The sequence below is a fragment of the Pararhizobium sp. DWP3-4 genome (assembly GCF_049898205.1).
Lineage (GTDB): Bacteria > Pseudomonadota > Alphaproteobacteria > Rhizobiales > Rhizobiaceae > Pararhizobium.
In genome coordinates this window covers 13230-28839 of sequence record NZ_JAFCXF010000005.1, presented here as the reverse complement: position 1 = coordinate 28839, position 15610 = coordinate 13230, and the positions used below count along the sequence as shown (strand labels likewise).

Genomic DNA, 15610 nt, shown 5'->3' with positions numbered 1-15610 from the left:
TCCATGCCATCCACCTATGACACTGTCCGCTATGCATCTCTTCAGGGCCGTACCGTGCTAATCACCGGCGGCGCTTCGGGGATCGGCGCTGAAATGGTCAAGGCATTTTCGGTGCAGGGCGCGAATGTCTCCTTCATCGATATCGACGCGGTCGAAGGGGGAAAGCTTGCTGCAGAAACCGGTGCCACCTTTTCCACCTGCGATATCACTGACATTAAAGCCTTGCGGGTTGCCATCGCCGAGATTGAACAGGCGTGCGGCGGTATCGACACGCTCGTTAACAATGCAGGCAAGGACGATCGTCACGCGATGGCCGATGTCGAGCCGGAGAGTTGGCGCCGGGCGATGTCGCTCAATCTCGATCACCAGTTCTTCGCCACGCAGGCCGTCAGCCGGCGCATGGCGGAGAAGGGGGCGGGGTCGGTCATCATGCTCGGTTCGATTTCCTGGATGCGTGGGCGTCCGGGTATGGTCGGCTACACGACGGCCAAGGCGGCCATCAATGGCATGACGAAGACGCTTGCCCGCGAACTCGGCCCTTCCGGAATACGGGTCAACTGCATCGTACCCGGTGCGATCGTGACCGAGCGACAAATGAAGCTGTGGACCTCTCCGGATCAGAACCAACAGTTCATTGACCTTCAGGCGCTGAAATTCAGGCTGGATGCGACCCATGTGGCGCGCATTGCGCTGTTTCTCGGTTCGGACGAGAGCGGCGGCTGCACAGGCTCGAATTTCATCGTCGATGCCGGCCTGACCCAGAATTGACCCCGACGATGCAGGACTTGAAAGACACAACCATGAAACTCGAAAAGACGGAAACCGGATTTACGCTGTCGATCAACGGACGGATGATCCTCGATCATAGTACAAGTGCGCCTTGCATCTTTGCTGGCATCGGGGAGGAGCGCATGGATATGTATCGCGGCAACTTCGAAATCGAGGATTATGTCATCGAGCGTAGCCGCCTTGCACATGCGCATGTCGATGGAAACCGGATCGCTCTTTCGGAAAAGCCCGGCCAGAAGCCCCGACTGGTGCTGACAGTCACAGAACGCTCCATCGAATTCGAAGCAATGGACCCGTTACTCAATCGGCTCTGGATTCGTGTCGTCGCTGATACCGAAGAGCACGTCTGGGGCGGCGGCGAGCAGATGTCCTATTTCGATATGCGCGGCCGCCGTTTCCCGATGTGGACATCCGAGCCTGGCGTCGGGCGCGATCGGACCAGCGAGATCACCTTCAAGTCTAACGTCAAAGATCGGGCGGGTGGAGATTATTTCAACACGAACTATCCCCAGCCTACCTATGTTTCCTCAGCCCTCTACGCGCTACATGTGGAGACATCGGCCTATTCCGTCTTCGATTTCCGTCGCAAAACCTTTCACGAGATTGAGGTTTGGGCGATCCCTGAGCGGATCGAACTTTTCGCCGCGCCCACATTCGTTGAACTGGTCGAGGAGTTATCAGACCGTTTCGGCCGGCAGCCGCCGCTTCCCGATTGGATCTATAACGGCGCGATCATCGGCCTCAAGGATGGGGAGAGTTCTTTTTTACGGCTTCAGAAGATGCGCGATGCCGGGGTTGCTGTATCGGCGCTCTGGTGCGAAGACTGGGTGGGTCTGCGCCAGACCTCTTTCGGCGCTCGGCTTTTCTGGGACTGGCAGGCCAACGAGGATCGTTATCCCGGTCTGCGTCAGAGGATTGCCGAGCTGAATGATGACGGCATTCGGTTCCTGGGCTATGTGAACCCTTATCTTTGCGTCGACGGCCCGCTGTTTGAGATTGCCGAAGCGGCCGGCTATTTTGCGACGGATGCGGCCGGCAAGACCGCGCTCGTGGATTTCGGTGAGTTCAATTGCGGCGTTGTGGACTTCACCAACGTGGCTGCTGCGGAATGGTTTGCCGAGGACATCATCGGCAAGAAGATGCTGGACTATGGGCTTTCCGGATGGATGGCTGATTTCGGCGAATATCTGCCGATCGACGTGCATCTTTCGAATGGCATCGACGCCAAGCTGATGCACAACATTTGGCCAACCCTCTGGGCCGAGATCAATGCGAAGGCGGTTGCAAGCCGCGGCCAGACCGGTGAGGCGCTGTTCTTCATGCGTGCCGGCTTCACGGGTGTTCAGAGACATTGCCCGCTGCTTTGGGGCGGCGACCAGTCGGTGGATTTTTCCCGTCACGACGGGCTCGTCACCGTCATCTGCGCTGCCCTGTCTTCCGGTCTGCTCGGCAATGCGTACCACCATTCGGACATCGGCGGTTATACGAGCCTCTTCGGCAACGTTCGCACGCCGGAGCTTTTGATGCGCTGGGCCGAAATGGCGGCGTTCACGCCCGTCATGCGCAGCCACGAGGGAAATCGCCCGCGCGAAAACGTGCAGATCGATCAGGATCCGCAGGTGTTGTCACACTTTGCCCGGATGACGCAGATCTACACCCATCTTGCGCCATATCTTAAATCCCTGTCCGATGAGGCGGTTGCGCGGGGTTTGCCGGCGCAGCGGCCGCTTTTCCTGCATCACCAGGACGATCGCGAGACCTATGCGATCCAGGATAGCTACCTCTACGGTGCCGACATGTTGGTCGCGCCGGTCTGGGAGGCCGCGCAGGCGGACCGTGTGGTCTATCTGCCCCGGGGCGAGTTTTGGGTTCACGCTTGGACGGGTGAAACCTTTGCCGGCGGCGAGAAGCTTCGGATTGCCGCGCCGCTCGGGCAGCCGCCCGTATTCTATCGGGCAGGCTGCGCAAACGAGGCGCTGTTTGCCGGTCTTCGAGGCCTGTAGCGATGAACGCTGCCGGTCTTGCGGGGCTTCTGGTGCTGTCTGGTATTGCCGCCTATATGCAAACCCTGACCGGTTTCGCCTTCGGCTTGATCCTGATGGGCGGCATCGGGCTGTTCTCGCTGATGCCGCTGCCGGAGGCAGCAGTGCTCGCCGGTTGCATGGTGCTCGTCAATGCCGCGCAGGTTCTGGCCCGCGGCTGGCGCGATATCGCCTGGGCTGAGTTCTGGCCGGTCGTCATTCCAAGCCTTGCCGCTCTTGCTGCCGGATACTGGCTACTGGGCGTGATAGCATCGGCGTCGATCGACTGGCTGAAGCTTGTGCTCGGCGTCATCATCATTGCGTCAAGCCTGCAGCTCGCACTGAAGCCTCAGCCGCTGGCTCTGCGCTCGTCCAGCGCGTCTTTCGTATTTTTCGGCGCAGTTGCGGGTCTCATGGGCGGCCTGTTTTCCACCGCCGGCCCTCCGCTGGTCTACCATCTCTACCGGCAACCTTTACCGGCGGTGAGCATCCGCGAGACGCTGGTGGCGGTCTTTGCCGTCAATGCCGTAATCCGGCTCGCGATGGTCGCAGCCGCCGGCGCTGTACCGCATAGCGGCTTCTGGTGGGGGCTACTCTGTATTCCGGTCGTAGCGATCGTGACCTTCGTTGCAAAACGGTGGCCACCGCCGCTGTCTGCCCTGTCCATCCGCCGCATGGCCTTTGGCCTGCTTCTCATGTCTGGCCTGTCCCTGGCTATTCCCGCCCTATTCAAGATCATAGGAGATTACGTATCATGACCGAGCGCCGCACACTTGCCCTCAGAGACCCCGCCCTTCTGACAGACAAAAGTTTCGTCGGTGGCGAATGGATCACAGCACCCGATGGTAAGTCATTTGCAGTGACCGACCCCTTCGACGGAGCGTTGATCGCCCATGTGCCGGATCTCGGCCAGGCGGTTGTCGCACAGGCGATCGATGCTGCGGCAGACGCGCAAAAACTCTGGGCAAAGCGCACCGCCAAGGAGCGGGCGCAGGTGCTCAAGCGCTGGTACGAGCTTATCATCGAAAACGCCGACGATCTGGCGCTGATCCTGACGACTGAGCAGGGCAAGCCGCTAGCGGAGGCGAGGGGTGAGGTCGTCTCCAATGCCGCCTATCTCGAATGGTTCGCGGAAGAGGCAAAGCGCATCGACGGGGATGTAATCCCCGGCCCCAATGCCAGCCAGCGCATCTTGGTGCTGAAGCAACCGGTCGGCGTCTGCGCAGCGATCACGCCGTGGAATTTCCCTAACGGAATGATTACGCGCAAGGCGGGCCCGGCACTTGCCGCCGGCTGCAGCATGATCCTAAAACCCGCTTCGCAGACGCCGCTGTCGGCGCTAGCGCTCGCGGTTCTGGCCGAGCGAGCCGGCGTACCGAAGGGCGTGTTTTCTGTTGTGACCGGTGAGGCCAAGCCAATCGGGCTTGAGTTCTGCCACAATCCGAAGATCGCCAAGATCACCTTCACCGGCTCCACTGGCGTTGGACGTTGGCTGATGAAGGAAGCGGCGGACGGCATCAAGCGCCTGTCGTTGGAGTTAGGTGGTAACGCGCCGTTCATCGTTTTCGACGACGCGGACCTGGACGCCGCCGTAGAGGGGGCGATGATCTCCAAGTTCCGCAATGCCGGCCAGACCTGCGTCTGCGCCAACCGCATCTACGTACAGGAGAGTGTTGCTGCCGCCTTCACTGAAAAGCTCCTTGCCAAGGTTTCGAGTCTTGCGCTCGGTCGCGGCACCGAAGCTGGCGTCAGCCAGGGGCCGCTGATTGACGAGAAGGCAGTGGCGAAAATGGAAGAGCATGTCGCCGATGTGCTCGCAAAGGGCGGGACCGTGCTCGCCGGCGGCAATCGCAGCGCCCTCGGCGGCACATTCTTCGAGCCGACGGTCGTGACCGGCGTGACACAGGCGATGAAGGTGGCGAGGGAGGAAACCTTTGCGCCGCTGGCGCCGATCATTTCCTTCAAGGACGAGGCAGACGTCATTGCCATGGCTAATGAGAGCGAATTCGGTCTCGCCTCGTATTTCTATGCCAAAGACATGGCTCGTATTTGGCGTGTTGCGGAAGCGCTTGAAGCCGGAATGGTCGGCGTCAATACCGGCATGATCGCCAATGAAATGGCGCCCTTTGGCGGCGTCAAGCAGTCCGGTACCGGGCGCGAAGGATCGAAGTATGGCATAGAGGGCTTTCTGGAGTTGAAGTATGTTGCACTAGGGGGTCTCTAATAATCCCCATGACAAAGACCGATGCAGTCTGGAGAGGGCGGCAACACCTCATCTTCTACCGACCTCTAAACGTTGGTGAGCATTCTGTTGCTCGGCTTCAATGTTTATGAAGGATGGGCGGCGGCAGCGCGGCAGGATGCAATCGCATGCTGCCGGCAAGGTTTTGCTCGGGCATTAGCGTCACCAACCCTCCGCTCGCGATCATGTTGTGAGCATTGGGCAGATGGCTCATGGGCTCGAAGCAGAAGAAGTCGGCATGGGCATCCGGAGAATAAATCATGAAGCACCTGAAGATGCTGTCGGCGGTGAGCGAGAGGCACAGCCCGTCCTCGGGCCATTCCATCCATGCCGTGCCGTTCCAACCGTCAAAGGCATTGTTAATCCAGTGCGCGGGGAGAGGCCGTGAAGCCGCAAAATCCAGTCCTTCGGGTACAGAAATGGACACGTCAGGCAAATGCCCGGCCCGCTCAGTCCAATATCGCCCGGCTTGTGCCTTTAGCCGTGTTCGCGGTGTGCGAGGGAAGAAGGGATGGAAGCCGAGGCCATACGGCAGGGGGATGTCGGATTTGTTAGCAACGCTTAGCGAAATTGCCACACCATCGTCGGCGAGTTTCACGGTCTGGATCGTCTCATAGACGTAAGGGCTGGACGGCTCGCTACAGTGCACATAACGCAACGTTGCCAGGCTGCGGGTTTGTGATATGACCTCCCACTCGGCGAGCCAGCCGTCGCCGTGCAGGCAATAAGGATCAGCGGTATTGGGCTGCATCAAAAACCGCTTGCCACCGAAATCGAAGGCATTCGCCTCGATCCGGTTACCATATGGCACCAGCGGGAAGCTTGCCTCCGCTCCGAGCAAGCGTGAAGCGAGCCCTGCCGTTGGCGTCGGCTTTAGGAAGAATATGCCACGATAGCTTGCAGACAGAAGCGAGCCGCCGAAGCGGCTCACATCGACCGAGAGATCGCCATTCCGCAGATGCAGAACGCCCTCGTCCATCCGCGGCTCACCCACGCCGGCCGGCAGCCACGGAGCGCAGGTTATCGAGCAGAACCGCAAGCAACAGGATCAGTCCTCGCACCACATATTGGTAGAATGCCTGAATGTTGAGGAGGTTCATGACGTTTTCGGCGATGCCCATGATCAGTACGCCGACGATGACTCCAGCCATGGCGGCGCGGCCGCCTGCCAGCGAAACACCACCGAGAACGCAGGCTGAAATGACGGAGAGCTCAAGACCAGTCGCAGCATTCGGCTGACCAGAAGTGATCCGCGAAGCGAGCAGCACGCCGGCGATGCCGCATACCAGTCCTTGCAGCATGAAGATCCAGATGCGCATGCGGGCGACATTGACGCCGGCCAGCCGCGATGCCTCCGGATTACCGCCAATCGCCAGCGTGTTCTTACCGAAGACGGTGCGGTTGAGCAGAAAGCCGAAAGCAAGGAAGAGGAAGCCCATGACCCAGATGGGCGTCGGCACACCAAGGAACTTTGACAGGGCCAACTGATAGAAGCCGGGATCATTGATACCAACGGCGCGACCATCGGAGGAGATTAATGCCAGGCCGCGAACGATCTGCATTGTCGCAAGGGTGGTAATCAGCGCATTGATGCGAAAACGGGCGATGACGACACCGTTGACCAAGCCGACGAAGCTGCCGCAGACCAGTGCTGCCAACAAGCCGAGGACGATCGAACCGGTGGCGTTCGACGCCATGACGGCAATCATGCCGGAAAATGCCACTGTCGAGCCGACGGAAAGGTCGAAATCGCGGGAGGCCAGGCAGAACATCATCGTACAGGCAACGATGCCGATGGTGACCACGGATTGCAGGAGGCCAAGCATGTTGCGCTCGGTCAGGAAATTGGGAACCGACAGCGAGACGATCGCGAAAGCGAGAGCGAAAATGACGACCAGTCCCTGTTCGCCGAGAAGAAGTTTTTTCAAGGATGTCATCGGCTCTGTACCTGTTGAATGGGAAGTTCGGCGCAATTCGAAACGTCCGGCAGGGCAGCGGCCAAGATGCGCCGATCGTCGAAATCAGGTCGCTCAATCTCGGCAGCAATGCGGCCTTCGCACATGACGATGATCCGGTCGGTAATGCCCATGATCTCCGGCAGTTCACTGGAGATGACCATGATTGCCATGCCTTGTGCGGCAAGCTCATAGAGGATTTCGTAGATTTCTGATTTGGCACCAACGTCGATGCCGCGCGTCGGCTCGTCGATCAGCAGAACCTTGACGCCCTGCTCGGAAAGCCAGCGGCTAAGGATCACCTTCTGCTGGTTGCCACCGGACAGATTGATGATGTCCTGCTTGCGTGACGGTGTGCGCACGCGCAGCTTGGCGATAAAGGTTTCGGCCAGCTCGCCTTCCTTCTTCGGGTTGAGCAGGCCGAAAGGCGAAAAGTGCCGGCGCGAGGAAATCGCCATGTTCTCTTCGATGGACCGGCCCTGAATGATGCCGTCGAACTTGCGATCCTCGGGGCACAGAACAATGCCGGCGCGGATCGAATGTGCGGGGCTATCAGCCGTGACGGTTGCTCCATCGACGATTACCGTGCCCGTTGAGCGCGCATCGGCGCCATACAGAAGCCGCGCCATTTCGCTACGCCCAGCGCCGATCAGCCCGAAAAAGCCGAGGATCTCGCCTTTCCGCACCGTGAAATCAATGGGATGGAGGAGTTTTGGGCCAGTGATATTCCGGGCCTGCAGTCGCGTGTCACCAAGCGGCCGGCCCCGCCATCCCCAGATATTGGCGATTTCGCGTCCGACCATCTCGGCGATGATGTGTTCGCGCGTCACCGCAGAAATATCAGCATGATGGGCGGCAAGCTTGCCGTCGCGCAGAACCGTCAGGCTGTCGCAGAGGCGAAAGATCTCGTCGAGACGGTGCGAGACATAGAGAATGACGGTGCCGTTCGCCCGCAATCGGTCGATCAGCGAGAACAGGATTTCGCTTTCCCGGGAAGACAAGGAGGAGGTTGGTTCATCCAGTGCGATAACGCGCGCATCGACCATAACTGCCTTGGCGATTTCGACCATCTGCCGTTCGCCGATGGACAGCGAGGCGACTTTCGCCGCCGGATCGACATCAATGCCCATCTCGGTGAGTTTTTCAGCCACAACACCGAGCAGCTTGCGCCTGTCGAGCACGCCGGCTTTTGCCGGGAAACGGCCGAGCCAGAGGTTCTCGGCAACGGTCAGTTCGGCGACCAGTTGCAGTTCCTGGTGGATGACGATCACACCGGCCTGAAAAGCATCGCGGACGGATTTGTAAGCTTGCGGTTCGCCATCGATGTGGATCTCACCGGTATCGGCAGCCTGATCACCGGACAGAATGCGGATCAGGGTGGATTTTCCGGCGCCATTTTCGCCCATTAGGCCATGAACCGTCCCTTTCCGTACGGAGAAAGAGACATCGGACAGGGCCTGAACGCCTGGATAGCCTTTTGATATGGATTTGAATTCGAGAAAGTCTAGCATAAGCGGCGCTCCGAATAGGGGCGCCCGGCGGCTGAAGGCCGCCGGGCGTTTTTCGATGATGCGACGATTACTCGATACCCAGCTCTTTGCGGACCGCTTCATAATTGTCGCGCAGCGCGACTTGGCCAGCCGTCAGGATCAGCTTTTCCGGCTCCTTGCCGTCAGCAACCCAGTCATACATGTTGAGCGCAGTCTCGTAGCCGTGACGCTTCGGCGAGATGATGATCGTACCGAAAAAGCCGGTTGCTGTTGGCTTCTTGAACTCATTAATCGCTGAATCCGCGCCGCCGATGCCGACGCCGATCATGCTGTCAGCCGTAATGCCGACAGTTTCAGTGGCGCGCACGGCGCCGAGAACGGCTTCGTCATTGAGTCCAACCGCGACCCATTTTTTGATATTGGCATTCTTGTTGAGAACGACAGTCGATGCGTTGAGCGCTGCTTCAGTATCGGTCTTTGCTTGGGGTGCATCAAAGATATTGGCTTCCGGGAAGCCATTGGCCTTCAGCACCGAAAGAGCACCTTCGATACGATCGACGGCCGTCGGAAGCTGATCGTAGGACACGCGGATCGCGCCCACTTCGCTCATGTTCCAGCCGCGTTTCTTGATTTCGTCGGCGATCGACTGACCGACGGCTTCGCCGATCTTAGTGGCGGAAATGCCCATATGCGGCACATCTTCGATCGGGCTGCCGTCGGCGTTGACCAGCCGGTCATCAACCGTCATCAGCTTGAGATCGTTGGCAGCAGCCTTGGCGATGATGCCGGGGCCGAGCTTGACGTCGGGGGTGCAGATAATGAAACCCTGCGCCCCCTGTGCGCCGAGGTTGTCGATAGCGGACTGAACTTTTTCGCCGTCTTCGGCGCCGATCTTGACCAGCGTGAAGCCCTTTTCCTTGGCGGCAACTTCAGCAAACTTCCATTCGTCCTGGAACCAGGGCTCTTCAGGCTGTTTGACGATGAAACCGATTTTCACATCAGCAGCATAAGCCGACGTGGCAGCGAAAACGGCGACTGTGCCAGCCAGGATGGCTGCTCTTAAAAAGCGCATGGTCTCTCTCCCTAGATCAAACTGCTCCCTGCAGTGTTCATTTGTGTAGGACGAAACATCATACTGGTCAATTGCCTTTGTATGATGATTAAAATAACTATGTATGATAATGAGAATGAGCGTGATGGTCCGTTCGCGACGGTCGCCATGCAATTCAAACTGCGATATGCATCGCCGAAGGCTCGTTGAGCATGCGGCGACGGGGATGGAGATGTCGGTGGAAGGACTACAGGAACGATCAGCGGATGAGGCCGGCGACAAGGCCGTCCGGCGGCCGCGTGTCCAGAAAAACGTGACGAGGGCCATCGCCGCCGATATTTGCGCCGACATCTTCTCGGCCGGCGACTTTCTTCCAACGGAAAACGAACTTTGTGAACGCTACGGCGTCAGCCGCACGGTCATCCGTGAATCCCTGAAAATTCTCGAATCCAAGGGCCTCGTGCGAGGGCGCTCGCGGGTCGGTACTGTTGTTTGCCGCAAGGACGAGTGGAACATTCTCGATCAGCAGGTGCTGGAATGGATAGGCCCCCGGATCTTTGAATTTGACCTCTTGAACTGCATCCTCGAAGCGCGCCGTGCGATCGAGCCTGCCGCCGCCGAACTCGCGGCCGAGCGGGCGACGGTACAGGAGATCGCAGATGTCGAACGCGCCTGGCATGAGATGCGCGATGCAGACGGCGATATCGAGCGCTTCACAAAGGCTGATGTCGCCTTTCATACCAATCTCCTGAAAGCCAGCCACAATCAGGTGTTTCTGCAATTGGCGAGCATTATTCAGGTAGCCTTGGAGTTCTCGCTGCATGCGTCCAACGAAGCGGTGGATACGCGCGACGAAGCAGTGGATATACACCGGCAACTGGTGGAAGCGCTGCGTATGCGCGACACCGCCGCCGCCCGGAACTGCTCGTTGCAATTGCTGTCTCTGGCCGCACGCGATCTTGCTGTCGCTGTTAAACGGCACGTTCCTCAGTCCTCCTCCTAGAAGTCCGGCGCATAAGCGCTCTGGCGCGAAAATTCCGGACCGACACTTCCCTTCGACACAGGACCTTCGCTGATGAAGATCACCAAATTGACCACCTATATCGTTCCGCCGCGCTGGCTGTTTTTGAAAGTCGAAACAGATGAAGGCATTGTCGGTTGGGGCGAACCGGTAGTCGAGGGGCGTGCCCTGACGGTGCAGGCTGCCGTTCACGAACTGGAAGACTATCTGATCGGCAAGGATCCGTTCCTGATCGAGGACCACTGGAACGTCATGTATCGTGGCGGTTTCTATCGTGGCGGCGCGATCCACATGAGCGCGATCTCCGGCATCGATCAGGCGCTGTGGGACATCAAGGGCAAGGCGCTCGGCCAGCCGGTTCACTCGCTGCTCGGCGGCCAGGTCCGTGACAGGATCAAGGTCTATTCCTGGATCGGCGGGGACCGCCCGGCCGATGTGGCCAACAATGCGAGGGACGTCGTCTCCCGCGGTTTCAAGGCGATCAAGCTCAATGGCTGCGAGGAGATGCAGATCGTCGACAGCTACGACAAGGTGGAAAAGGCTGTCGCGACCATCGCGACCATTCGCGAAGCGGTCGGTCCCTATATCGGCATAGGCGTCGACTTCCATGGCCGCGTGCACAAGCCGATGGCGAAGGTGCTGGCCAAGGAACTCGATCCCTACAAGCTGATGTTTATCGAAGAGCCGGTTCTGTCGGAAAACAAGGAAGCCCTGCGCGATATCGTCAATCACACTTCGACTCCGATCGCGCTCGGGGAGCGGCTCTATTCCCGCTGGGACTTCAAGCAAGTCCTGTCCGACGGTTTCGTCGATATCATCCAGCCGGATCTTTCCCATGCCGGCGGTATCACCGAATGTCGCAAGATCGCGGCGATGGCGGAGGCCTATGACGTGGCGTTGGCGCCGCATTGCCCTCTTGGCCCGATCGCCCTTGCAGCCTGCCTGCAGGTCGACGCCGTCAGCTACAATGCCTTCATCCAGGAGCAGAGCCTCGGCATTCACTATAACGAGAGCAATGACATTCTCGACTATATCTCCAACAAGGAGGTCTTCCAGTATGCCGACGGGTTCGTCTCGATCCCGCAGGGACCCGGCCTCGGCATCGAAATCGATGAGGCCTACGTGATCGAACGCGCCAAGGAAGGCCATCGCTGGCGCAACCCGATCTGGCGCCATGAAGATGGCAGCTTTGCCGAGTGGTGATGCAGGGGACTGATGCGATGACGAACCGGCTCAAGGGCAAGCGGATCATGATCACCGGCGCGGCGCAGGGCATCGGCCTTGCGATAGCGCGGGCCTGCGCCAGTGAAGGCGCAAGCCTGTTTCTCGTCGACCTTGATGGCGGCTTGCTGGAGGCAGAGGCCGAGACTTTGAAGGTGGGTGGGGCGACCATCGGATATGCCGTTGCCAGCATCACCGATGCGACGGCAATTTCCGCGGCCGTCGAACGCGCCGCCGCCGAGAGCGGCCCTATCAACGCGCTGATCAACAACGCCGGTGTCAATGTCTTTCACGAGCCGCTGGAAACCAGCGACGCGGAATGGCAGCGCTGCTTCGATATCAACCTGAAGGGCGCCTGGAACTGCTCGAAGGCCGTGCTGCCCGGCATGATCGGGGCGGGCGGCGGCGTGATCCTCAATATCGCTTCGACCCACGCTTTCACCATTATTCCGCACACGTTCCCCTATCCAGTGGCCAAGCATGCCCTGTTGGGCATGACCAAGTCTCTCGGTATCGAATATGCCTCCCAAGGCGTGCGAGTGAATGCGATGGCGCCGGGCTACGTCCGGACCAAGAAGGCGACAGAATACTGGAACAGTTTCCCCGATCCCATTGCAGCTGAGGCCGCGACAATGAAATTGCATCCCGGCGGCCGCATCGCCACGGCGGAAGAGATCGCGCTGGCAGCCCTGTTCATGATCTCCGACGAATGCCCCTTCATGAATGCGGCATGCCTTACGATAGACGGTGGATTGAGCGTCCTAAACCACCCCGTCTGACCGGGCGGCGCTGGAGCGGCGCGCCATGCGCCTGAACCGTTTGCCCAGGAGCGGATCGATCGGCTCATCAGGGAAGCATTCGTCAGTTGTTCGACTTAACTGCCCGACAGAATATCTCGCATTGGCCCGGCCAACCGCTCCGCATTAGCCGCAGTTTCACTTTACTCCGTTTGGATCGAACCAACCTTTGGGGAACCTTCTATCTAACCCAGGGTTTCCAATGCGAAGGAGCACAACATGCAAATCCCCCCACCGACATATGAACTTGGCGATATGCAGCGTACGATGGAGTGCGAAGAGCTTGTCCACCCGGTTGTGAACGCGATTGTATCCGCGGCCGCAGCATCCGGCTGGACCGTAGACGAGGTTTTGGTCGCTGTGGAGGAAGTAGTGAAGGATATTAGGACAACCAAACCCAACGTGTAGACAGATAACAAAGCCGCGGTATACGTACGCAAGTACGTTTCATCTTATTTGCAGCCGCGCCAGCGAATTAAGCTGTTCCCGTGGTTACAGAGGGGCCTCCTCGTGAAAGAGCTCACGATGAGCAACAAAAAACGCGCGAGCCGCGATTTTTTCATAGTCATCGTATATCACGTCATTCCTCACGACGAGGCTCGCCGCAATACGTAACAAGGCTTTTAGGTGCTTTTTCCCTCCGTAACCAACGATCGGCGCAGCAGGCTTCATTGGAGTATCGAAAATCCCCGGAAAAAGCTGCCGCAGTTCAGCGAAATTCGCGAAGTGCTCGTCATTTTGCCCTTCTAAAAGCAGAGTTTCGGTTGGTGCACCCTGAGCAAGGATTACTTGATGACCATCGAGCAAAATATGGAAGTATTCGATGGTATCTGTCCCCTGAGGCAGAGCTGGGGCAATGGAGGCCCCATTCACGAGGTCCATGACCCGGATCAAAACCCCGTCAACGAGCAAGGCATGCCCCGGCGATAAATAGAGGTCTGAATGAGGTACTTGCCCGTCCAAGGCATGTCGCCGGATACGAATGGGCATCACGTTTCCGGCCGTAGGGTAATGAGTTGACTTGTAGTTCCGACGACCAATCCATCGGATGGGCATCGCCTCCCCATGCAACGTCGTTATCAAGTCCCCGATGGAAAGCTCTTCAACTTTTACTTCGCCGGTCGATGTGGAAAGGGTGGTTCCCCGCAGAAAACAATTTGAACCGTGTTTTCCTTTCCCCCTATGCTTGCCCCAGTTCCTCCCCATGCTGTTGGCGTCTGAAGGTGCTGTAATCGCGCCTGCCGCGCCTGTTACTGCGGCAAGCCTGGCGCCCGCAGCTGCAGCAATGCCCAAGAAATGGCGCCGCGCCAGCTGCGTTTTGATTGAGCGATTGCTACGATTGGGCATTTTTTTCTCCATCGTTAATGTTCGAGAACGATAGCTGCCTTAGGTCGAGAATATAGCCTCTTAAAATTGCGTACGGTTATCATCCGACTGAGCGATTAGATGAACCGTTGGGCGATATCCCAAATTTGGACATCCAAAAGGTGGCTTGACGTCGCGGACTAAAGTCCATCGTGGGCTGGCATAGGTCCTGTGTGCCGTCGGAGCCGAATTTCAACGGTTCAGCCTTCACCGTGGATCGCAGAGAGACGGTTGCATGGCTACCCCAGCCAGGCCCCTCGTTCGTTTTCGAGCGGCGGGTCATCGTATGTGATAAGAGCTGGTAGCCAAATGTCTTCGCCAGCGATATTTGGGCTGGCGTTCCACCGGGAGTTTGCGCTTAGCAGATAACAGCCGCAGTAAATCTTCGGCTGTAGCCGGCTAGCTTTTCGAGTGACCGGTAACAAGTCCACTCTCTTCTAAGGAGATTCGCTGCTACCTCACTTCAGGTAACGTCACTGGGCCCGTAGTAGACTTTTGTCCAGACGACGGACCATTCATCCGAGCCACCTTCATCATAGACGTAGCGGCCATCCCCGGAAAGCTCTTCGCGCCAGGGATCCATGGTCAACCATGCCGGAGGTGCTATTCCGGGTAGCTTCAATAATTGAAGTACGTCGTGAAGTTCCGGCAGCGTGGTGACCTTTTGTACGTCCTGCAAACCGCTAGCCCTTATTGTCCAGGCATAATGCGTCATCGTGAGATTTCCTTCCAGACAGGTCTGCGCGGGGCCGTGCGTTGGGGGAAGAGGCTTCTACGAAACGTAAATCCGTCGGGCATTTCAACCTCGTGATACACCGGCTTTTTTTATTCAGCCCAGCGGCTGAGCAACACAGGCCTAATGTTGATATAGCTCTCGTGGGTCATCCATCCATCCGGCTTCAGCCGTCCAACGAGCTAAGACTTTCGGAACGAAATCAAGGCAAAGGTCCTACTAAGCAAGCGGACAACGAGTTTTGAGACCAAATCCGTGTAAACTACAGGTTCTTCTGGTGTCGCGACATTCAACCCTGCCAGAAAACGGCTTGTGCCTGGACGAGATTGAGAAAAGGCGGGGATGAAGATAAATACGATTAGGTCCGTTGACGACCGGCGCGTCAAATTCAGAGTATAAAGCGCTACTGCACGCATGCCTGCGTTCTTTGAGATGATGAGCGTACAGGTTCGCTCGCGAGGAGTCCCACATGACGACGTGCCGAAAAATTGTTCAGTCTCAACTCGGCATTGTTTTTAGCGTATTGATTGCGGCGACCCCTTACACAATGAAGGTTTCCGATTTCACCCTTGAGCTTACCCCCCAGTCTCTTTTTGCAAAAGACGGCAACAACGGAAATGGAAATGGCGGGGGAAATGGAAATGGTGGGGGAAATGGAAACGGCGGGGGCAACGGAAACGGCGGCGGGAATGGCAATCAGGGCGGGGGCAAAAGTGAGACGCGAGGAAATACGCAAGGTGCGAAAGAACAGGGTGCCAAAGGAAACAGCGCGGGACTATCTGTTCGCCATAGCGATGGGATCAGCGAGTTCGTTCGCAATGGCCGATATATTATGACGGACTCCAAAGGTCGCACCATCGTAAACCGCCGGGCCACCCTCGCAGACGAGGTCCGTCTGCGGTTTTTGCATTAAAAACTGATCACG

The 15610-nt window shown here is 58.1% G+C and carries 14 protein-coding genes; 8 read left to right on the top strand and 6 right to left on the bottom strand.

Going from position 1 to position 15610, the window contains the following annotated elements; all coding sequences use genetic code 11:
* The first annotated feature begins 3 nt into the window (after positions 1-3).
* From ACP7E6_RS14135 to ACP7E6_RS14120, 4 genes are read left to right on the top strand one after another with little or no spacing between them, the layout of a single operon-like run.
* On the top strand, positions 4-768 hold the full coding sequence (locus ACP7E6_RS14135) for an SDR family NAD(P)-dependent oxidoreductase (protein WP_426230361.1): 765 nt from the start codon (positions 4-6) through the stop codon (positions 766-768).
* Between the two features lie 32 nt (positions 769-800).
* Positions 801-2792: an alpha-glucosidase gene (locus tag ACP7E6_RS14130; RefSeq protein ID WP_426230360.1), complete on the top strand. Its 1992-nt coding sequence runs from the start codon at positions 801-803 to the stop codon at positions 2790-2792.
* A gap of 2 nt (positions 2793-2794) precedes the next feature.
* Positions 2795-3568, top strand: a complete 774-nt coding sequence (locus ACP7E6_RS14125) for a TSUP family transporter (RefSeq protein ID WP_426230359.1) — start codon at positions 2795-2797, stop codon at positions 3566-3568.
* Positions 3565-5034 carry an NAD-dependent succinate-semialdehyde dehydrogenase gene (locus ACP7E6_RS14120; RefSeq protein ID WP_426230358.1) on the top strand — a complete coding sequence of 490 codons (1470 nt, stop codon included), beginning with the start codon at positions 3565-3567 and terminating at the stop codon, positions 5032-5034. Before ACP7E6_RS14125 ends, ACP7E6_RS14120 begins: the two co-directional genes overlap by 4 nt.
* 97 nt (positions 5035-5131) lie before the next feature.
* Here ACP7E6_RS14120 and ACP7E6_RS14115 read toward each other — a convergent pair whose 3' ends face one another.
* The 4 genes from ACP7E6_RS14115 to ACP7E6_RS14100 form a co-directional block, all read right to left on the bottom strand.
* Positions 5132-6031, bottom strand: coding sequence for an aldose 1-epimerase (locus ACP7E6_RS14115; RefSeq protein WP_426230357.1), 900 nt, complete (start codon positions 6029-6031; stop codon positions 5132-5134).
* 7 nt (positions 6032-6038) lie between these two features.
* Positions 6039-6989 carry an L-arabinose ABC transporter permease AraH gene (gene araH / locus ACP7E6_RS14110; RefSeq protein WP_426230356.1) on the bottom strand — a complete coding sequence of 317 codons (951 nt, stop codon included), beginning with the start codon at positions 6987-6989 and terminating at the stop codon, positions 6039-6041.
* Positions 6986-8518 (bottom strand): L-arabinose ABC transporter ATP-binding protein AraG, encoded by a 1533-nt coding sequence (gene araG / locus ACP7E6_RS14105; protein ID WP_426230355.1) that lies wholly within the window; start codon positions 8516-8518, stop codon positions 6986-6988. Before araG ends, araH begins: the two co-directional genes overlap by 4 nt.
* A gap of 67 nt (positions 8519-8585) precedes the next feature.
* Positions 8586-9569, bottom strand: a complete 984-nt coding sequence (locus ACP7E6_RS14100; RefSeq protein ID WP_426230354.1) for an arabinose ABC transporter substrate-binding protein — start codon at positions 9567-9569, stop codon at positions 8586-8588.
* Between the two features lie 205 nt (positions 9570-9774).
* Between ACP7E6_RS14100 and ACP7E6_RS14095 the strand changes: the two genes are divergently transcribed.
* From ACP7E6_RS14095 to ACP7E6_RS14085, 3 genes are all read left to right on the top strand, one after another.
* Positions 9775-10551 (top strand): FadR/GntR family transcriptional regulator, encoded by a 777-nt coding sequence (locus tag ACP7E6_RS14095; RefSeq protein ID WP_426230353.1) that lies wholly within the window; start codon positions 9775-9777, stop codon positions 10549-10551.
* A gap of 72 nt (positions 10552-10623) precedes the next feature.
* Positions 10624-11772: a galactonate dehydratase gene (gene dgoD / locus ACP7E6_RS14090; protein ID WP_426230352.1), complete on the top strand. Its 1149-nt coding sequence runs from the start codon at positions 10624-10626 to the stop codon at positions 11770-11772.
* A 17-nt stretch (positions 11773-11789) separates the two neighbouring features.
* Positions 11790-12569 (top strand): SDR family oxidoreductase, encoded by a 780-nt coding sequence (locus ACP7E6_RS14085; protein WP_426230351.1) that lies wholly within the window; start codon positions 11790-11792, stop codon positions 12567-12569.
* 510 nt (positions 12570-13079) lie between these two features.
* On the opposite strand, the gene ACP7E6_RS14080 is transcribed toward ACP7E6_RS14085, so the two are convergent.
* On the bottom strand, positions 13080-13934 hold the full coding sequence (locus ACP7E6_RS14080; protein WP_426230350.1) for a Hint domain-containing protein: 855 nt from the start codon (positions 13932-13934) through the stop codon (positions 13080-13082).
* Between the two features lie 481 nt (positions 13935-14415).
* The gene (locus tag ACP7E6_RS14075; protein ID WP_426230349.1) at positions 14416-14667 is read right to left on the bottom strand and encodes a hypothetical protein; all 252 of its coding nucleotides are present in this window, start codon (positions 14665-14667) and stop codon (positions 14416-14418) included.
* Positions 14668-15154: 487 nt separating this feature from the next.
* Between ACP7E6_RS14075 and ACP7E6_RS14070 the strand changes: the two genes are divergently transcribed.
* On the top strand, positions 15155-15598 hold the full coding sequence (locus ACP7E6_RS14070) for a hypothetical protein (protein WP_426230348.1): 444 nt from the start codon (positions 15155-15157) through the stop codon (positions 15596-15598).
* The last annotated feature ends 12 nt before the right edge of the window (positions 15599-15610 follow it).

Coding starts and splice junctions, on each gene's coding strand:
- ACP7E6_RS14075 (WP_426230349.1), bottom strand. CDS start 14,667: ATGACGCATTATGCCTGGACAATAAGGGCTAGCGGTTTGCAGGACGTA.
- ACP7E6_RS14070 (WP_426230348.1), top strand. CDS start 15,155: ATGACGACGTGCCGAAAAATTGTTCAGTCTCAACTCGGCATTGTTTTT.
- ACP7E6_RS14080 (WP_426230350.1), bottom strand. CDS start 13,934: ATGCCCAATCGTAGCAATCGCTCAATCAAAACGCAGCTGGCGCGGCGC.
- ACP7E6_RS14125 (WP_426230359.1), top strand. CDS start 2,795: ATGAACGCTGCCGGTCTTGCGGGGCTTCTGGTGCTGTCTGGTATTGCC.
- ACP7E6_RS14100 (WP_426230354.1), bottom strand. CDS start 9,569: ATGCGCTTTTTAAGAGCAGCCATCCTGGCTGGCACAGTCGCCGTTTTC.
- ACP7E6_RS14115 (WP_426230357.1), bottom strand. CDS start 6,031: ATGGACGAGGGCGTTCTGCATCTGCGGAATGGCGATCTCTCGGTCGAT.
- ACP7E6_RS14120 (WP_426230358.1), top strand. CDS start 3,565: ATGACCGAGCGCCGCACACTTGCCCTCAGAGACCCCGCCCTTCTGACA.
- dgoD (WP_426230352.1), top strand. CDS start 10,624: ATGAAGATCACCAAATTGACCACCTATATCGTTCCGCCGCGCTGGCTG.
- ACP7E6_RS14095 (WP_426230353.1), top strand. CDS start 9,775: ATGGAGATGTCGGTGGAAGGACTACAGGAACGATCAGCGGATGAGGCC.
- ACP7E6_RS14085 (WP_426230351.1), top strand. CDS start 11,790: ATGACGAACCGGCTCAAGGGCAAGCGGATCATGATCACCGGCGCGGCG.
- araH (WP_426230356.1), bottom strand. CDS start 6,989: ATGACATCCTTGAAAAAACTTCTTCTCGGCGAACAGGGACTGGTCGTC.
- ACP7E6_RS14135 (WP_426230361.1), top strand. CDS start 4: ATGCCATCCACCTATGACACTGTCCGCTATGCATCTCTTCAGGGCCGT.
- ACP7E6_RS14130 (WP_426230360.1), top strand. CDS start 801: ATGAAACTCGAAAAGACGGAAACCGGATTTACGCTGTCGATCAACGGA.
- araG (WP_426230355.1), bottom strand. CDS start 8,518: ATGCTAGACTTTCTCGAATTCAAATCCATATCAAAAGGCTATCCAGGC.